Source organism: Actinoplanes sp. NPDC051633, from assembly GCF_040681735.1.
GTDB lineage: Bacteria > Actinomycetota > Actinomycetes > Mycobacteriales > Micromonosporaceae > Actinoplanes.
This window is the reverse complement of record NZ_JBFAZH010000004.1, coordinates 1-18,591: the sequence shown is the minus strand read 5'-3', so window position 1 is coordinate 18,591 and position 18,591 is coordinate 1. Positions and strand designations below refer to the sequence as shown.

Genomic DNA, 18,591 nt, shown 5'->3' with positions numbered 1-18,591 from the left:
GCTCCTAGTCCGGCGAGTCTTTTGGCGGGAGTTGGTTCCTGGCGAGGACCGCCCGCACGCCGTGGTGCGGGTCCACTGCGAGCACGGCGAGGATCGCTTGGCCTTCTGGGGCGGCGGCGAGTGCGGCATGCCGGCGCGCGACCGATGCTCGGACCTTCGGTGATGGATCGGCGGCGAGCTGCCTGACCAGAGCCAGGGGATGGTTGATGTTGCGATCCCACACGTTCATCGCCAGCACACGTACGTCGGCGAGGCGATGCCACGCGAGGCTGACGAGCGACGCGTCCGAGCTTGCAAGATCGCCAATGGCCCACGCCGCAGCGATGCATTCGCGGTCGTTGTCCGATCGCAGGAATGGCTCGGCGGCTTCGACGATCTGGGCGGCAATCCGGTCGTCGCCGAGTGCGGGGTCGGCCGCTTTCGCTCTGATGTAGAGCTGTCCGGCGGCGTCCGCCGCCGCCGCCTGCAACGTCTCCGGTGGCGTCGACGTGCGGACGGACGCCAGCGGATCTGTGGTGAACGCGAGCGCATCGAGCGGGTGACGCCCGACCTCGCGTGAAAGGCGGAGGAAGGCTTTTGCGATCTCCAGCGCCCGGGCTGGAGGAACGACGTCACGCATTGCCACGACCGCGCGGACTGCTTCGGCGCGGCTCTGGCCGGAGGCGAGACGGTCGCCTGCCAGGGCAAGGAGCTTGTCCACGACGGCCGTCGCGAGGTCGGTCACGTCGCCGGCCACGAGTGCGCCGATCGCCGCACGATCGTCCTCGGGCATGCGGTCGTCGGCCTCATCGCCGGGCGGGAGCTGAATGTCCAGCGGACCGTCGTCGCCGTTGCCGGCTCGGACGAGCGCCCGCATCAGCTGCGCGGTGTTCTCCCTGAAAACGCTGAGTCCGACACTGTTGGACACGCGGCCGATCGGGATGCGCAGTAACCGGTACGCGTGCTCGCGCGCGGTCCGGCGCGTCTCCGTGGTCGCGATACCCCATTCGCTCAGGGTCCGGACCGCGTGATGGTTGCCGCGTGCCGCACTGGCGCGGATGTCGTCGGTGAGGGGTACGAGCAGGTCCGGGAGCTGCCGGATCACGGACCACAAGTCATCGCCGATTGTGTATGCGGTGATGGCGGAACGGAACGACGCGACCGCGCGGTCCTCGTGCTCGGGGAACCGGACGGCGATACGAGCAATAATCAGCGCTGCCTGCTTCGTGTAGGCCGATTCGTGGGACATTCCCGGTTCGACAAGGGCGAGCAACCGTTCTGCCCGAGCGACGTCGACCCGGAACGCGAAGCTGGCCAGCGCGTCGAACGCAGCGACGGGTGGCACGGCTAGCAGATGCCACGTCTGCCAGGCCAACTCGGCTGGGACGAGCAGGAGGTCGACGATCTCGGCGATTCGGTCATCGGGGACGAGTTCTTGCTGGGCGGCGAGTACACGGATCGCTGCCGCTGCGGCCCACGGTGGCCCAGCGCGCGCGATTGGCACGAGGTCAATCCATTCCTGGGTCTCGCCGGCCTGCTTCACTGCCAACTTGTGATCTCCGGCGAGCACGGCCTGGACGACGGCTTCCGGCGGCCGCGCTGCCCTTTCGAGAATGTCGGACAGGATCCTTCGGGTCAGCCTTTCCCCACTGATGTAACCACCGGCACGCTCCTGGAGAAGGCTGCGCCGCGCCTGCCGGATTGCTGCGGGCAAACGGCTGTCGTGGAGATCCTCCAGCGCGCTGAGGTAGCTGTCGTGTGAGCCTTCGAGGAAGCTGCGCCGGTCCGGAATGCCGGCCAGAACGTTCGACAGGGCGGTGAAGTCCGGCAAACCGGCCAGGAACGCGGTCTGCTCGAGGCTGGTGATCGCACTGCGGGCGTCGCCGCCATATTCCGCGCGCACCGATTCCATGAAGCTCCGGCGCCATTGGTCCACTGATGTCTCGACATCGCCTGCGGTGGCGTACGCGCGAGCGCATCGGGCGAACGCCAGTGCCGCGGCCGCCGGCGGTATCCGGCCGGCTCCGGCGTCGATGACAATGCTGTCGTAGTGGGACGCCACGTCAGCGGTCGACGGAGCCCGCTCCAGCCCGTCCAGGCTGGCGTCGGCGACGGCGCAGCGCAAGCGGCACCGCCATACCCGATCGCGGCTGATCGTCACCGCATGCCGGCCGTGATCGAGCAATCGGCTGGGGCTGGCGCTGCTGTCTTCGGGTTCTGAGGTGGACGCACCGGTCGGCGGGGTTGCCGAGAATGCGCCGGTGAATAGTCCGTCGGTGACGGCCTGCTCCATCGAGATGCACGTCAGGACGGCGTATTCCGGATCGTCCGCGTCTCGCAGGATGTCCAGCGCAGGAAGGATGGCGGCCGGGCTGCTCGTCCACCCGTACCACGCGCCAAGTCCGTCGAGCGCGGCCCACCGGGCCGCCCGCACCGGGTCATCGGGCAGGCGCGCCGACCAGCCACGCGCATCCGAGGGAGAGCCAGCGCCGAGCAGGAATCGTGACATCGCGACATCCCACAAAACGTCGGATGCCGACGCAGCGAGACCGGCATCGAGCAGGATCTGCGCGGCTTCGCGGGCGAAGGTGTCGGCATGTCCTCGGTAGCCGTGGGCGCGCAGTTCGCCCGCAACGCTTGTCAGGAGCTGCGCGCCGGTCTCCGGATATTGCTCGGCGATTGTCCTCGCGCGAGAGGGCACCTCGGCGAGATCCAGCTCCTCCAAAGGGCCCTCCAGCAGTCCGTACGGCGACGGCCTGCCGGGTGCCGGCGGAGGGGGTTCGACGCCGCAGAAGGCCCGCGACCAATCGGGGCCGAAGATGGCGTACACCAGGCCGCTCGCGTCGCGCAGGGACCGGGACAGGTGCTCGGCGCCATAGACGTCTACCGCGAGCCCTCGTTCGTCGTACTTGGCGCAAAGGGACAGCAGATCATCAGTGAATCCCGTGTCCTCCTCGATGGGCGCCGAGGTAGCCAGGACGAACCGACCGGCTCCGAACCGTCGCGTCGACGGGTCCAAGCTGCTATCCGCTTTTCCAGCGTAAGCCTCGACTGCCTCACGGACGTCGTCGATGGTGACCGACTGAAAGCGTTTCGCTTGATAGACGACCGTCCTTCCATCCCGAGTGGTGCCCACGACGTCAAGACCGTACTGCTTCTGCCCCCGCCTGCCGTAGAAGTGCGCGTTGCGTAAACCCTCGACCTGAAACGCGAACTCCGCCACCAGCCGCTCGAAGACCTCAGGTGTCAGATCTCGCAGCGGTAGCTGACTTTCCTGCACCATTGGCGTACGCAGTCGATCTGCCTGCCGGGCAGCGAACACCCGGGCAGAAGAGATTTCCTCAAACTCCGTCACGCTCACCTTGACCACCATCGACGCTCCAGGCGTCGTTCAATGTTGCACCACTAGCCTCGTCGGATGCGACAGTTCACCGTCGCCGTTCGATTCTTCCCTGAAGAACGTATCTCAGCCGAGCCGCTGGAGTCCCACCCGCGCATGCTCATCTGCCGCGCCGAGCGCGCTGGTCCTTGGTTCGAAGGATGATGGACCGTGAAGTATGACTGCCTTACCTGCTTTTGACCAAGCCGCTGTCACGTCCGACGAGGGCGTCCTACGTGCGGCGATGGCCGCCTATCTGGGCCGCTACCGCGGCCAGTCCCGTTTGCACACCGGGTCTGACCTCAAGATCTTTCTGACCTGGTGCGCGGGTCAGGACCTCGACCCGCTGGGCGCGGAGCGGGTCGAGGTTGAGCGGTATGTGCGCTGGTTGCAGGACGTTCGCTGCTACCAGCCTTTCACCGTCTCTCGGCGGTTGTCGATCGTCGTCGCCTTCTACCGGGGTTTGCGTCATCGACCAGGTCCTGCCGTATTCACCGGCCGACTACGGACGCCGGCCACCTGTACCGGCCGAGTCGCCCACGTTCGGACTGGGACACCTGCAGTTCGAAGCATTGATCAGCACAGCGCGACTGTCGCCGAACACCAACGACTTGGCCCTGATCGCCATGCTCGGTCCCCTCGGCCTGCGGATCTTCGAGCCTGCGGCGCAAGCATCGACGACCTTGGCGAGGAACATGGCCACCGGGTATTAAAGGTCCGTGGCAAGGGCGCCAGGACCGTCCTGATCCCGCTACCGCCGGCAGTGGGCCGCGCGATTGACCGCGCTGTCGACGGCAGCGAACGCCGGACCGATCCTCCGTAACGCCCACAACGTGCGGATGGACCGGCACGCGGCCTCCTGGCGGCTTAGGACACTGGCCGACGTCGCGGCGGTCCGCATGCCACGGATGCATCCCCACATGCTCCGGCACACGTTCGTGACCACCATGCTCGATGCGGGCGTCAGCCTTCGAGACGTACGGATCGCAGCCCGACATGCCGATCCGCGGACAACGATGCGGTATGACCGTGCCCGCAAGAACCTGGACCGGCATCCCAACTACATCCTCGCCGCCTACATGGCCTCAGGCACGTAGCTCGCCGGTGAGCAGAACTGCCGAGAATAGCGCGTCTGCCGCATCGAAGATCTGCGTCAGCGCGGCGCTAGAGTGATGCGAACCGTTAGGTGAACGATCAAAGCTTCGTATCGCGCGCCGCGCCGGAATGATCCTGGGCAGCGATCCGAGCACGCCAGAAGCTTGCGGCATCCTGGCCACCTTGCATTGCAGTGAGCTCCTCCGTTCTGGTCGCCAGGGCTGTGGCGGGTCTCGTCCCTTCAACGAAGGACTTGAGGCCGCGGTTGAGGGCACTGCCGCCGAGGAATTCGGCATACTCGCGGACGGACTGCACTACCGCGAAACTTGCGGGGTTTCCGTGGACCAATGCGTTGCGCACGCGACGGCGGCGCGCTTCGAGTACGTTGCCTTCGGCTGTGTATTCATATATGAGGGCGCTGTAGGCGACGTGATCGCTAACACTAGTGAACATGCGCGCGATCCAGGCTCTCTCATGCTCGAGACGGCACAGCGACAGGAAGTCATCGGCTCGATCAGCAAGAAGGAGGATCCACGGCCGCTTCGGCCGACCGGAGAACCACTCGTGCGTGAGCTCGTTGACCAGATCACCGCGCCGACCACCGCCGAGCAGACACATCCCCGCTGCGCATTGAAGGTCCGTGAGCCATCGGATGTGCGGCCAGTGCTCTCTGAGCTGGGCGAACAGAGCATTCGGGTCCATCGCTGCGTAGGCCGCGATGTGCTGCACCACTCGGTCCGAGAGCGGGATCACACTGCTGATGTCGGCTTCAGACGGCCGCCGCATTGCCATATCGCGGCTGAAGGGATGATCGGCCGTTGTCTGCACTTCAATCGCTGCGGCCAGGAACCGGGGAAGTTCTGCTCGGGCGAGTGCCTCGGCGATCCGTGGACCGTGTTGTTCGATCGCGTCAGCAGTGATCCCCGCACCGTAATGGTCGTCGGGAAAACCGGTTTCACGGTAATTGGCCAGGAAGCCTACGGCGCCGGGTTTACCTGAGCGAATGACGCTGTGCTGAGCAAGGCGCGGACGGATTCCGCCAGCGTTGTGGATCGACACGTTCAAGATGGTGTCCACGATGTCGACGGCACGCGAGACCGCGCCGGCAGCCGTCGTATTGCCGAGGTCGACGCGCACCAGGATGTCGACGTCAGACTCCTCGTCGACCATCTTCGCGACATTGAATATGAGACCGTCCCGGACCAGCGCCCACAGCTCTTCCTTGTGGGGGAAGTCCTGGTGGCCAGGCTCCGCGTTGGGAACGGCCCAGTGCGCGTTGAGGAAGAACACGCGCCCAGCGGACAGGTGGAGATGAATCCGCCCCTGGTAGCCCAGCCAGACGACGATCGGTTCCACCTTGGCAGCTGTGCCGACGAAGGTTCGCGCCCTTTCCAGCCGCTGATTGAAGGGTATGTCCTTCACCCCGCGGGGGATTTCGCCAGGGTCGCGGCCAAAGGCCACTATCGACACGAGATCGCGGAAGGTATTCTCCGCGCTGACCCCCCGCCGTTGCAGCTGCTCGAACAAGAGCTCAGCGATGGGGCGATACTCGCGCCGCGCCAGAGTCCGATCCTGCGCCGTAGCGACCAGATCGTCCCAGCTGGCGCGGGCCGCGTCGTCTGAGTCCAACTCTTTGAGCAGCTCGCCCGCGGAGCAGAGCAGGTTTGTCCAGACCGCGTCTGTGCGAGTGCCAGGCGGCTGGGACAGCACGGCCTGGTTGTTCGAGAGCTGTGACAGGGCCGTTTGAAATGCAGCCAGCTTCCCTGCGATGTGATTGCTGAGATGGGCGCCAACCGTGCTTACCGACTGGTCGAGGTCTGACCGCAGAGAGGAGCGGTTAGCGGACTTCTTCCACGCATCGCCGCCGCTGGCCAGGTCGACCCACTCAGTGATCTCCTCGACGATGACCGTAAGGGGCAGAACGCTGCTCAGGCCGTGATGGCGGTCGAGCGAGGAGACCAAGGACTTCAGCCAATCCGGATCATCATCGGACCAGTGGTCGCTGACGTTGTAGTCGATCATCATGGGCGTTCCGATCACACGGGCGTTGCCATCACGATGACACCGCTGTCGTAGCTGAAGGGACTACAGTAGCCGCCACGCTCATCAAGAAGCTCAGCGATTCACCGCCTACGTGCGAGCCCTTCCGACAATGCTGTCGGCGCGAACCTCGGAGTGTGTTTCGTCTAGTCAGGAGGGTAGAATGGTGCGTGATTTTCGGCGCACTGATCTGCCGCTGTCCCTGGCAGTGACGGCCTGGCGTTAATGCCGAGATGGATGCGCACGAACCATGTCAGCATTAGCCCGGCGTTTCTTGCGGTAACGTTCGTTCATGACTCGCGACGATTTCCCTGAACGCGTCAAGGTTGCCCTCGCACGGCGAGTCGGCTACCGATGCTCGAACCCGTCGTGTGGCCGTCCAACGAGCGGCCCATCATTTGGGTCGCCCAACGATGTCGCCAACGTGGGCGTCGCCGCTCACATCGCTGCCGCATCCCCCGGTGGCGCACGGTACGACAGCAGCATGACACGAGGTGAACGTCAGCATATCGATAACGGGATTTGGTTGTGTCAAGACCATGCAAAGTTGATCGACGACGACGAAGTCAGATTCACCTTGGATATCTTGGAAGCATGGAAGGAGCGGGCAGAGCATGGCGCCGCGCTCGCACTCGAGAGAAATGATTTTCTAACCACTTGGCGCGATCTAGTCCCAGCGGAGAGATCGATCGTATGGAGCTCTTCTGAGGATCTGCATCGTCGAGTTGCGGACTTTGTCATCGATATAGGCTTGGAGGGATCTTGGCGCGGGGAAGCCGAACTGGTTCGCTTATTCATCTACGAGATGGCCTTGAACGCCTTCCAGCACACAGCGTGCACCGAAGTCTCCCTGGCTTCCGACGAAGTATCTATCTCACTCTCGTACGATAGTCAGAGGTTCGGCATCTCAGAGTTGCGCTCAAGTGACGGCAGAGGCGGAAAGTCGGCCCTTGATGCGTTCCGATCTAATCTTGAGGGCAGTCTAGTCCTCGACTATCGCAACATTAACGAGGAAAGCGTCTGGCGGATAACTGATCTGACGAAAGACGGCGGCATCACGAATCCTTGCGGCGTTCGTGTTGCTGAAGTAGCGAAAGACATTCAAGCTACACGGGAGAAGGTAGAGGCATGCGATGAGGTACATCTGTACCCGCCCGAACTGCTCTCACTCAGCGACATACACAAGTTCGAAGAGAATATCGTCGACGTGCTCCAAGGGCGCCGATTGGTAATTCACGGGCTGCCGCGCGACTCGTTCATTCGAAGCTTTGTGACGGAACGCTTTCCCGACGCCCGCATCGTGTAGATGACTCGCGATGCAGGTTCGGCATTGAGATGTGTCAAATAAGCCTAATGCCTGGACGCTCTCGGTAATCGCGGGTACAGGTAAGCTCTCGCAGTGCAGGCAGGTGCAAGCGATACCGACACTGAATCCGACGCGGCCGATGTTGCTTGCCGAGCAGGCGCGTTCACGCAGAAGCAGTCGGGTCGAACCCTCGATCGGCCAAGTATGCGATCGCGACCTTCAGCTTCCCCTTCACCTATTGATTAAGGTGTTCGCAATTACGCGCCGCACGGCAAGCTCCAGCTTTTCCATTCCACGCGGCGTAAATTCGTATACGTAATGACGAAGATGCCGCAGATCGGATGGCACATCGTTTGATGAGCGGCTAATCATCATGACTGGCACCCCTACTGTATGGGCGATGCCTAGCTCATAAAAAACATTTGCGTTCCGCCCGGTGCAATCGGCTATGACCAAGGAGCTGGCGCAAATAGCTGACCACACATCAGACATTATTGCGCCACCGGTGTAGAAGTCGTCGCCGCGCTTGATGGAAAGGTTTTCCTCAACTGCCACCTTGACCAAATGGTCCTCGTAAACCGCCTTAAGGTCGTCGGCGAAAGGCATCACAACGAATATGTCCGTTTGATCGAGGTACTTCCCAGGTTGCCCGTAGACCGGATAACATAAAAAGGGTTTCGTGTCACCATCGCGCCGAGAACCAAGGCGCACCTCGCTCAGCGCCTTGGTGATCTTCATCCACCCAGTTGTCGTCCGCCATACGGCAGCCGAGTCTTCCATGTACTCGTACATGTCGCGGCGGACGGCCTTGAAGGTAGCGCGACTGTCCATGCCGTCCACCGCCGCAAGACCAGCATCGGCAAGGTCCAGCAGCGCCCCGATTAAAGCCATCGGCCCGGGTCCTATGTGCAGGCCAAGCGTCGCTTCGAGTCCGCGGAATGTCTGGCCTGAATTCTCATCCAAACTCCGCAATACCAGCTCGCCAGTGAGTGGTATCCAGTGCTTCGTAGGCATACGTGGCATCCTTCTGATGGCTCGAACAAACAAAGCTACAGGACGGAGACTCCGCCTTCACACCCCACAAACCGGCGGCTGTCAGCGATGCCGAACACCCTGTCGTCCGTCGCCTGGCCGCGGCCGGCCTCGATCACTCAAGCGGAACCTTCTGCTGATAACTGCAGCAGGAGCGGTCTCCTTCAGCGCAGGATCATGTGCGGTCGATAGCAACATTTACGTCGGCTGGGACCGGAGACAGCTTCACGTCGGCGGGGTGGGGCCGAGTCCCGAGACTGCAAAGTACGGCACCTCTCTGTATCAAGCCGTCAGGAGGAGAGAGGTCTCCAACTTGTTTGTATGGTGGCGGAGATCGGGGTCTGCAGCCATGATCTTCGAGTTTGTGGTTGGGGTCGCTCGAGTTACAGCTGCCGCCCACGGGGCTTGCCGCCAAGCGGCCTGCGTCCCGGCCACGACCGCCGGCGTGAAAGGCTCGAGAGAGGTCTGACGAGCCCGAAGTTGGTCTGCCCTTCCGCCGAATTCCCTTCCCGGTGCAGCGAGGAACTCACCATGTCCACACTTGCGCAGGTCATCATCGCGGTCGATCCCCACAAGGCGTCTTGAACCGCCGTCGCCGTCGACATCCGCCTGCAACCTCCTGCCGCGATCCGCGTTGAGGTCAACTGCGACAGATACCGGCAGCTACGCCAGTTCGCCCATTGCTGGCCGCAGGCGATCTGGGCTGTTTAAGGGCGGCAGGTCTCGGTGCACCGCTGACCGCACGGCTGGCCGGCGAGGCTGTCGATGTGGTTGGCGTTCCCACCAAGCCAGGCACGCCGGGTCCGGGTGTCGTCCACCGAACACGGACGCAACAGCGACGAGGCCGACGCCCTGTAGGTCGGCATCGTCGCTCACACCGTCGCCAGACCAAACACCGCGGTCATCGACGAGGCGATCGCCGCGCTGCGCGCCTTGACCGAACACCGCGACGACCTGCTCCGCACCCGCACTCGGACCGTGAACCGGCTCCACGCGTTACTTACAGACCCGGTACGCGCTTCGTGGACGGCCCACTCCGCAGACTCGGGTGCGCTGCCACTTGCACGACCTCGACGCCCAACCTCGGTCCACCCGCGGCTACCGGCCCAGGCCGATGTCAAGGCCAGCACTTCGACCGCCCCATTCGCCCTGCGCTCGACGGTCACGTGATGGCGCCGCCGCAGGCCCAGCGATTGGACGGCCTCATGCCGCCAGCTGACCTTTAACTGCGCAGCTAGCGCCAGGGAACAGTGGCAGGCAGCAACGGCGTACAGCGTACGGCGTCTTCGTCAGATCGCCCCTTTCGGCATCGACTCGTAGCGCGCGCCGTTCAGCCCCCATCACCTTGCTCACGAACTAAAGCTTAGGTTCATGCAGGCCCTCCTTTGAGGCTTCTGATGCCTACGGGGAGCTGCTAGGTTCGGACTCGACCTTGGACGTAAGCGCAGGTCAGCCTCCCAGCGTCCTCAATGTCTAGGTGACGGCCTGAACGTTGAGCCGGGACCTCGCAAGTGACTCTCGCCCGCGCTCGACGAGAGGGCGGTCGTGTCCGACGGGGTAGTCGACCTAAACCTCGAGGGTTCATATTGGTGGTATGGACGGCACTCCTCCGGTACGTCGACAGATGCGAATGGGGAGTGGGCGATCGGCGGTCCGGCTGCAACGCGCAGCTGTCCGGAAGTCTCGAGTTCCGATCCGGAAGTCCAAGCGTCACCGTCGGCAGGACAAGCACCGTAGTACTGCAAGAATCTTCGCGGCCGGCATCATTGTCTTGATCTCGTGTATGGTTCTGGCGCCTGTGCTGAGATCGCCCCCAGTATTCTCGTCGCTAAGTCCCGGCGTTCTGAACTTCAGGATTGAGAACGACCAGTTGAAGTCGTGGCCTGAGGTTGTCAAGGCGCTGTCGCGAATCGAGATATCGGCTGATAGCGAGTCAGTCAGCATCGGTATAAGGTTTCTCGGTACGTCGGCGATTTGGGTGGTGCAGTCGCCGACTGTGGATCGCCAATGGGATTGCAGCGTATTTTCCGATGAAGAACTAGTTCTGGAGCGGAGCAAACATCCACCGTCCGAAGTTTTGGACTTCGGAACCATATTTAGTGGCCCGACTGGGCGTGACGGTACTGGGCCGCCGTGGGATGCCGATTCGGTGTTCATGCACCTGGCATCAGTTCCGGCGCCCGTGCGAGACAATGTCTCATTGCCACCGGTCTTGAAATGCTCGGCCACCGGATGGGCCGAGGGTAGTGGTGGAATTCGGATTCTAACGATTCCCACAATTCGGATCACGCTAATAAGTAATGGCGCGAGGTTTGACTTTGATAAATTTCCAACGAAGATGGCGTGCAAAGACGAAGGCTGGTGGTCGCTTCCCACCGACTCGAGTTTGAAGGACTCTTCATCTTCATTTGATCAGGACGGCCGGCAGATATCTTTGAAGGACTCGCATTGCGGGATCTCCGGCGGTGGGGGAACAGAAGAAGGAGGCACCTCGATAACCGTGGTCCGTCCCGCCGTCACCGTCTCCGCAGCGAGCCAGCCCGACCAACAGAATCTGCAGCTCCGAGCACTATTCGGCGGGGCGTTACTAGGCGTAGCCGCGCAGCTAACGACGGATTGGCTAGGGCTTGCTTTCCTAGCGTTCCTTCCCGCTGCTCTGACCTGGCGGAATGCGATGCACCGGCGATGGCGCAGGAGAGAGAGCTTTTGGGATACACGTTGAGCTGCATACATCGAGTTCTCGGACGCTAAGAGCTCCTGCTGCACCCTGGACGGGCACCCCGCCAGCCTCATCCGGCCGTCGCTCGTCGACGTCACGAGGTCGATAACGGCTCTTATGTCAGCCGGCAAAGCATAACTTGGCTCCTTGACTTTCGATCGTCAGGACCATCGAGACTAATCCGGCCCACATTGAGGCTCAGGACGTCTCGCCGCATGTCCCCCAGAATCTTGCTCGTATCTCGCGCCGTACTTTTCCGCTCAATTCGATTCCGCCGCAACGATCGGACAAATTGGTGAGCAACGCTTTGTCGATGTCTCGCGGAATCGATGGCCTGCCAGCTCCGAGTTTACCATTTCCTCCGGGGTGGCGGACATGCGGACCGTCGCTAGGACGTTCGCGACCACTAAGTCGATTTGGTCGGCAAGCTCGACCGGGTGCCGGCGGGTGTCACGGGGTTCGTCCAGCAGTGGCTGGCGGCGATCGTGTTGGAGCAGGGCGAACCCGAAGAAATGGCCGGCCAGACCTGCCGCTGCGTGCCGGTCTCGCCGGCGTCCTGATCGCCTGCTTCGTCCTGCCACTGCCGACCGTGGCCGGGCTGCTCGTCGTCGTGGTGATCTTCGCGGCGGCCGTGGGTGGCAAGCTCATGACCCCCGCATCCGCGCTGCTGTCCGACGGCGCCGAAGCGGCCGGTCTGCCCCAGGGACTCGCCTTCGGCTTGTTCCATCTGGCGTGAGCGGCCGGGCAGGGCATCGGTTCCGCGGGAGGGGCGCGCTTCGCGACGCGGTCAGCGACACCGCGCCGTACCTCACGATGGCAGCCCTCATCGCTGCGACGCTGCCCGCCCGGACCAGCCGTCGCCGGCGGTGGGTGCGCTGACGTGCCGCCGCCACCCAAGCCGAGCGATCGCACCGGGGATGGTCCGCTTGTCGAAGCGGCCGCTCGTCGTCTGAGTGCTCGAGTATTCAACTCGGAGCTTGAGAGAAAGCCACACTCGGCGACAAGCCCGGCAACTACATGCAGTATCGAAGACTACTCATGTTTTCATTCGCCAAGATAGGCAAGAGTTTGCGGCCGGCCAAGCCGCCCAAGAGGCGGGATCTTCGTATATGAAATTGTTACACACCTTGCTTGCCAGCTTCAAAGTCCACTGTCGATTACCAACGCGCATGTGTTCTGACCAGCAGGAACCCCCAGGAGATTGCCGTCTTTGCCACCGGCAATTGTTGATCTTTCTCAGTCAACGGAGATCATTCATAGAGGTTGATCGAAAATCAACGCGGTCGCGAGGCTTTCCTACGTGCGGCGAATGTGTACGGTGCAGGTCGATCCGTTCAGGTAACTCTCAGTGATAGGCGGCCGGGCCCGTGACATCGAGTCCTCTGCGCTTAAGCGACCCGCAGCATGTTGGCAGCTATCGCATCGTCCGGCGACTAGGGGAGGGCGGCATGGGCGCGGTCTACTTGGGCCGAGACTCCGCCGGCCGGGACGTTGCGGTCAAGGTCATCCGGCCGGAGCTGGCATCGGACACGATCTTCCGTGATCGGTTCCGCAGCGAGGTCAAGCGGGCACGGCAGGTGCCGCCGTTCTGCACCGCCGCGGTGCTTGACGCCGACGCCGACGCGTCTACCCCGTACTTGGTGGTCGAGTATGTCGACGGGCCGAGCCTCGCCGAGATCGTCGACGACCGAGGACCGCTATCCGGCGGCGACCTGCATAGCGTCGCGGTCGGTGTCACCACCGCCCTGGCGGCCATCCATGATGCCGGTGTCGTGCACCGCGATCTCAAACCTGCCAACGTGTTGTTCGCCTTGGGCACGCCCAAGGTGATCGACTTCGGCATCGCCAAAGCCGTGGATGCCACCAGCCAGCACACCGTCCCCGGACAGATCCTCGGCACCATCGCCTACATGGGCCCGGAGCGCTTCACCGCCACGACCCAGACGGGCCCGGCAGCGGACATCTTCGCCTGGGGGGCGGTGATCGCGTTCGCCGCCACCGGCCGGACACCGTTCACGCCCGAGGCGCTGACGGCCACCGCTGTCGGCATCCCATTGCCGGAACCGCACCTGACAGCTTTACCGGAACCACTGCGCCAACTGGTTTCCCGCGCCCTCGATCCTGACCCAGCACGACGCCCGAGCGCCCACGAACTTCTCGAGGCCCTACTACGCGCCGGCGCAGCGGGCAACCCCAGCGTCCGCGCCAGTCTCGAGCAGCACCCCGACCTGCGCCGCGCCGCGGCCGCGGTCCGCCGCACCGTCCTACAGCCGGCACCTCCTGCGCGCGGTGCGGCCCGCGCCAAGTCGAACACCCTGAAAAGCCACGCACAGCTCCACACGGCCCACTGGCTGCCACGCACCTCGGTGCTCGCGGTCGCCGCGGCCGCACTCGCCGCCGGTCTCGCCGTGGCCCCAATCACGGACCGGATCAGCCCGCCCGGCCCGGCCCAGCAAAACTGGCCGGACGCCGGCCAGCAACGGCAAAGCACCGACGACGACCGCGCCAGCCGGGCCGGCTCGCGGACCGGCTGCACGCTCGACGGGCCCATCGAGGCCACCACACGCGAGCCGCGGCCCTACACCTGCCCTGCCACGCGAACGGCAGGAGAGCAGTCCATCCGGACTGACATCATCCTCAGCAACACGGACACCTGTGCCGTGGTCTGGAGTCACGTCACTGGACCAGCCCGCTACCAGACAACAGCTTGTACCGGCTACATCGCACTGGAACTGTTCTCCGGCCACCACCGCAGACTCGGCCACTTCCCACTAGCCACCCCGATCAGCGCCGGCCGTTGGCACACGCTGGAAATCCTCATTACCCCGGACACGGGTATCTCCGTCACCATCGACGGCCACCCGGCCGTCACCAACCACAGCGCACCGCTACTCGCCCGCGGCGCCGTCACCCTCGGCCTGGCGTTCGCCGCTCGGAACACGCCCACCCGCGGCACAGTCGGCTTCCGCAACGTCGCCGTGCAGTAAGCCAATCCCCTCCGGGTGGCCAGCGTAACCGTGCCCACCCGACGATCGGCGACGGGCGCCCGCGGCCTACTTGCAGCACTTCATGTGGCGGACTACTTCATGGGGTGGTGGAACCTACAGAACTTTGTTTGACAACGAGAACCCGCTACGTCGGGCGGACGAGGTCGACCGTCTTGCTCAAGAAACGACGTCGCGGGTGGACGCCGGCATTGCGGTCCCGTACGGAAGGTAGAACCTAGTCGTTATGTCCAATTTGAACGTGCCTCTTGCCCATGCCTGGCTGCGAAGAGCCATTACGGCAAACAGGCCTGACTTCTGGACGAACTGGTGGGCGGAGCCGTCCCGGTTGATCGACAGTGCTTCCAAGATCGTAACGCTCGACACCTGGGGGCATGACTATTGGATCGCGAACCAGTTCAGGTTCATCGGGATCAGTGGGACGCAGGGATGGGCCTGTACTAGAGAGCTCGACAGTTTTCCTGTCCTCGGCGCCGAAGCGATCGATCTCGGTTTCGTCACTACCAGCGACTCGTTGGATTCTGTCCTCGCGTCCGCAAGGCCACTCTTGTTCAGTCATCAGGATTCCATTGCTGATTTCAAGTCCCTGTCCGAACTTCAGCGGGGTCTCGTTGTTGCGTGGCTCGACACGTTGATTGGGCCGGGTCTGCGTGGGCTAGCTCTTTCCGACACCGATGACGCCGGTCTTATTTTCCAGCTTGCCCAGGAATGGATCAACACTGCGCTGAGGATGAGTTCAGCAATGCACTTGCCAGGCAGGGTTGTCATTGCCGTCGAGAGCATCTACACGACGTATTGGACCGACGGCGGACCTCAGCCAACGGCAAACCAGCAGGGCGAATCCGCGGACACGCGCGAGGCATGGATGCTTCTATTGGAGGACCTCGAAGTCGACGATTTGCTCTCAGTGCTTCGAGTAACGACGAGAGTTTTGTGTTGGGAGCCACTCTTCTACGCCACGCTGCAATTGGCGACTCTGCCGGCCGGTCGCCCGACTACGCCTTGGCATGAGGCCGGCATCTCGCCTGTGGCGTGCTGCATTATCCGGCGATGGGCGGTCGGCCTGCGGGTGCTGGCCTGGCTCGAGATTGCAGTAGGGCATAAGTGGTCTGACGTGCGGACCAAGGACCTCCACAGTTTCGCCTTCGCTGCGCTTAGGCCGTGGTGGCCTCGTCCGACAGTCGCGATCAGCCATCGTTCGGGTGATGCGAAAACAGCGCTCAAGCGCGGGAGCATCTGGGGTTCACCGTTGGTGGCAATTGACGCATGCACTTTGCCTAATTGGGAGACCAACACTGGTATGGTCTGGCGACTCTTCGCTCCAACGCCAATGATCCTCCGAGTTGAGTCTCCTAATTATCATGATAGCCTTTGGTGTCGGCGGGAGTTCGAGCTGAGCACCTATCTTGCCATGGAATGTGACTTCCTGCCGGGCAGAAAAGTCGGTGACATATCCGTTGACGACTTCGACGTCCTGGCCAGCGCTGTCGCGACGCTGCAGGATGGTGCCAAGTTTGCCTACGCTCCGGTACCTCGGGGTCCGTTTCCGCCGGAGACTATGGTTCTTGACGTCCCGGAGTTGCCTCGCATCGTCATCGATCTACTCGCCGCGGTCGCCACTCTGCGGATCATGAACGTAGTCAATTCCAACGTCATTGAGACGAACCGGATCGGACGCTTGCTCGCTTTCGGTGGCTCTCGGGAGCTTGTTGGGCTGCCGACGGAATGGAAGGCTGTGAGGTCCGCTTTCTTTCGCCTCGGGGCGCTCTGTAGCGACGCCGGTGGTCCTGTTCGTTTGGCAGCTCCTTACCCGGATGAGCAACGGCAAATCGACGCCGGACATTTTCTTCCGGGCCAAGGGCTATTCGACAAAAATCTGCCGGATCGGCCTGATCAGCTCGCCGCCTTGGAGTGGGACTTACAGGTAGTGGCATGGTTCGCCCGTAGTTGGGGCCCAGCAAAGGCTGTCCTTGACTGTCGCAACATGGATCAAAGACGATGGGTCGAATCGGATTCCCAGGGGCTTCGTCGAGGGATGCTCCGGATATGGACCGATACTCAACTGTGTGTGCTCCAGGCCGCCGGGCAGGGTGTTGATCAATGGCCAATGATCGGTGTGGGGGACACTCCGATCCTCACCCAACACGTCGACCATCAATTCGACTGGATGCTCCGAACACAGGCGCTGCCGACCTGGATACTTGCATATACTTCGTTGCCGGAGATCGAGTTTGATAAGGGCGTACTGTCGGCTGTGATTAAGGCAATGGCTAATGAGTTTCGTCGATTCCCTGGTCTACAAGAACCAACCGCCTACGGCGATCTCTTCGGTCCCACTGAAGATGTACTGAACCGGATCGAAAGGCTGTTGGATGGCGAGCCGCCGACCCCCTAGGCGTATGTAGATCTGGCACGGCCACGTCGTCCAGCCCCAGCTGACTGCCCGCCGCTGGCCCGACGAGGGCTGGGTGATCGAGGGCGCCGCAGGTTTAGGCGCTGACCATCGGCTGACGCTGAAGTGTTTAGGCGGTCAACGTGCCCGCGAAGCTCGCCCGGCGGGTCCATTTGTTGTCCATCGGTCACGGCCGCAGACCGATGGGACCGACGCGCTGTCCGTCGGCATCGCCGTCTTGATCGCCACCGGGCTGAACATGGCCGTGATCGACGAAGCCCTCGCCGCTCTGCGAGCGGTGACCGAAGATCGCGACGACCTGGTCCGCACTCGTACTCAGACCGTCAACCGCCTTTACGTACTTGTGGGTCCAGCTGATCCACTCTGGCCTGCCGCGGAAGCTGACCTCCGAGACGGTGGCCGAAGCCTTGCGCAGTATCCGACCTCGCACCTTGCTGGCCCGCACAGTGCGAAGCTCGCCGTCAAGCGAGAGTGTCTTCCGGTGACGTTCGGCGGGCACCGCCTGTCGCGAGCGTGACCGTATACGAGGCAAGATGCTAGTGCTATAACCTGGTGCGCGGCTTCTCGAAGCTGCCCAATTTGAATCCACAAATCCGATATGATTCGAACAAGGAGCTCGTCTAGTGTCGAACCCCCGCGCCTTCGTCGGTTTCGATTTCGAACACGACGAGCGGTGGCGGAACCTGTTCGTGGGTCAAGCCCGTACGGACTCGCCGACCCCGTTCGCCGTCGACGACTGGTCGAGCAGGGTGGACCTACCGCAGGCTGTGTGGCAAGAGATCATCCGGCAGAGAATCTCGCAGACGAATATGTGTATCGTCCTGTCAGGCCGACATATGGCCAGTGCTGGCGGCGTCGCGTTGGAGATCGCGATGGCGCGTGAACTGGATGTTCCGAGCTTCGGCGTCTACGTCGACGGCGCCGGCGTCTCCAGCCCGTTGCCCTTCGGTCTACCCCGCAAACGCGTGATCGCATGGAATTGGAATGCAATCGGTGCTGCCGTGACGCAGATGATGGGGGAAGGGAAGAACGCATGAAGCGGGCCCTGCTCGTTGGCATCGACAGATACCCCCGCGGGAGCCTGATCGGATGCGTCGCCGATGCCACCGCCGCCAACGAGCTGCTTGCGCGGAACGCCGACGGGAACGCCAACTGGACGACCAACGTGATTACGAGCGACAACACCGATCCCATCACACGCGACGTGCTGCGGAGGGCAATCTACAAGCTGTTCGAGAACGCCCGAGATTACGATCTTCTGTTCTTCTTCGCTGGCCATGGTGCTCGGACGCCTTGGGGCGCAGAGCTCGTCACAGAGGACTTCACCGAGTTCAGTCTCGGCGTATCCATGCACGACCTCATTACTCTAGCGAATGAGTCGCCTGCTCGTAGCGTGACCATTATGCTGGACTGCTGCTTTAGCGGCGCGACCGGTAGCATTCCAGGCACACAGGCCGGTGCTGTCGCAGACAGCTTCCGGCTAACGCATGCCACGCTGCGCGAGAACGTCACCATCATGGCGGCCAGCCGCGGCACGGAGACGTCGAAGGAGTCGGGCGGGCACGGCGCCTTCACCAGGGTGTTGCTCGACGGACTGAGTGGGGGCGCCACGGACCATCTCGG

The 18,591-nt window shown here is 62.8% G+C and carries 13 protein-coding genes; 9 read left to right on the top strand and 4 right to left on the bottom strand.

What is annotated here, in order from left to right:
- Positions 1-4: 4 nt before the first annotated feature.
- Positions 5-3,352 carry a hypothetical protein gene (locus tag AB0M20_RS00590; RefSeq protein WP_364291404.1) on the bottom strand — a complete coding sequence of 1,116 codons (3,348 nt, stop codon included), beginning with the start codon at positions 3,350-3,352 and terminating at the stop codon, positions 5-7.
- 782 nt (positions 3,353-4,134) lie between these two features.
- Here AB0M20_RS00590 and AB0M20_RS00585 point away from each other — a divergent pair.
- Positions 4,135-4,455: a tyrosine-type recombinase/integrase gene (locus tag AB0M20_RS00585; protein ID WP_364291401.1), complete on the top strand. Its 321-nt coding sequence runs from the start codon at positions 4,135-4,137 to the stop codon at positions 4,453-4,455.
- A gap of 97 nt (positions 4,456-4,552) precedes the next feature.
- Here the strand turns inward: AB0M20_RS00585 and AB0M20_RS00580 are convergent, their stop codons facing one another.
- Positions 4,553-6,478, bottom strand: coding sequence for a hypothetical protein (locus AB0M20_RS00580; RefSeq protein ID WP_364291398.1), 1,926 nt, complete (start codon positions 6,476-6,478; stop codon positions 4,553-4,555).
- Between the two features lie 562 nt (positions 6,479-7,040).
- Between AB0M20_RS00580 and AB0M20_RS00575 the strand changes: the two genes are divergently transcribed.
- On the top strand, positions 7,041-7,799 hold the full coding sequence (locus AB0M20_RS00575) for a hypothetical protein (RefSeq protein ID WP_364291395.1): 759 nt from the start codon (positions 7,041-7,043) through the stop codon (positions 7,797-7,799).
- Between the two features lie 231 nt (positions 7,800-8,030).
- Here the strand turns inward: AB0M20_RS00575 and AB0M20_RS00570 are convergent, their stop codons facing one another.
- Positions 8,031-8,813: a hypothetical protein gene (locus AB0M20_RS00570; RefSeq protein WP_364291392.1), complete on the bottom strand. Its 783-nt coding sequence runs from the start codon at positions 8,811-8,813 to the stop codon at positions 8,031-8,033.
- Positions 8,814-9,695: 882 nt separating this feature from the next.
- On the opposite strand from AB0M20_RS00570, the gene AB0M20_RS00565 reads away from it, so the two are divergent.
- The 5 genes from AB0M20_RS00565 to AB0M20_RS00545 all read left to right on the top strand — a co-directional run bounded on the left by AB0M20_RS00565 (position 9,696) and on the right by AB0M20_RS00545 (position 16,950).
- On the top strand, positions 9,696-10,001 hold the full coding sequence (locus AB0M20_RS00565; protein WP_364291452.1) for a transposase: 306 nt from the start codon (positions 9,696-9,698) through the stop codon (positions 9,999-10,001).
- Between the two features lie 1,965 nt (positions 10,002-11,966).
- Entirely contained in the window at positions 11,967-12,110 is a 144-nt protein-coding gene (locus tag AB0M20_RS00560; protein WP_364291389.1) for a hypothetical protein, read from the top strand.
- Positions 12,111-12,139: 29 nt separating this feature from the next.
- Complete coding sequence (locus AB0M20_RS00555; RefSeq protein WP_364291386.1) at positions 12,140-12,286, top strand: hypothetical protein; 147 nt, start codon at positions 12,140-12,142, stop codon at positions 12,284-12,286.
- 631 nt (positions 12,287-12,917) lie between these two features.
- On the top strand, positions 12,918-14,537 hold the full coding sequence (locus tag AB0M20_RS00550) for a protein kinase (RefSeq protein WP_364291383.1): 1,620 nt from the start codon (positions 12,918-12,920) through the stop codon (positions 14,535-14,537).
- Positions 14,538-14,781: 244 nt separating this feature from the next.
- The gene (locus tag AB0M20_RS00545) at positions 14,782-16,950 is read left to right on the top strand and encodes a hypothetical protein (protein WP_364291380.1); all 2,169 of its coding nucleotides are present in this window, start codon (positions 14,782-14,784) and stop codon (positions 16,948-16,950) included.
- A 184-nt stretch (positions 16,951-17,134) separates the two neighbouring features.
- On the opposite strand, the gene AB0M20_RS00540 is transcribed toward AB0M20_RS00545, so the two are convergent.
- Positions 17,135-17,413, bottom strand: coding sequence for a hypothetical protein (locus tag AB0M20_RS00540; protein WP_364291377.1), 279 nt, complete (start codon positions 17,411-17,413; stop codon positions 17,135-17,137).
- 178 nt (positions 17,414-17,591) lie between these two features.
- Here AB0M20_RS00540 and AB0M20_RS00535 point away from each other — a divergent pair, with 178 nt between their 5' ends.
- Both AB0M20_RS00535 and AB0M20_RS00530 read left to right on the top strand, forming a co-directional pair.
- Entirely contained in the window at positions 17,592-18,005 is a 414-nt protein-coding gene (locus AB0M20_RS00535) for a hypothetical protein (RefSeq protein WP_364291374.1), read from the top strand.
- Positions 18,002-18,591: caspase family protein (locus AB0M20_RS00530; protein ID WP_364291371.1), on the top strand; the 590-nt coding region annotated here is incomplete at its 3' end. The genes AB0M20_RS00535 and AB0M20_RS00530, both read left to right, overlap by 4 nt.

Coding starts and splice junctions, on each gene's coding strand:
- AB0M20_RS00590 (WP_364291404.1), bottom strand. CDS start 3,352: ATGGTGGTCAAGGTGAGCGTGACGGAGTTTGAGGAAATCTCTTCTGCC.
- AB0M20_RS00580 (WP_364291398.1), bottom strand. CDS start 6,478: ATGATGATCGACTACAACGTCAGCGACCACTGGTCCGATGATGATCCG.
- AB0M20_RS00570 (WP_364291392.1), bottom strand. CDS start 8,813: ATGCCTACGAAGCACTGGATACCACTCACTGGCGAGCTGGTATTGCGG.
- AB0M20_RS00545 (WP_364291380.1), top strand. CDS start 14,782: ATGTCCAATTTGAACGTGCCTCTTGCCCATGCCTGGCTGCGAAGAGCC.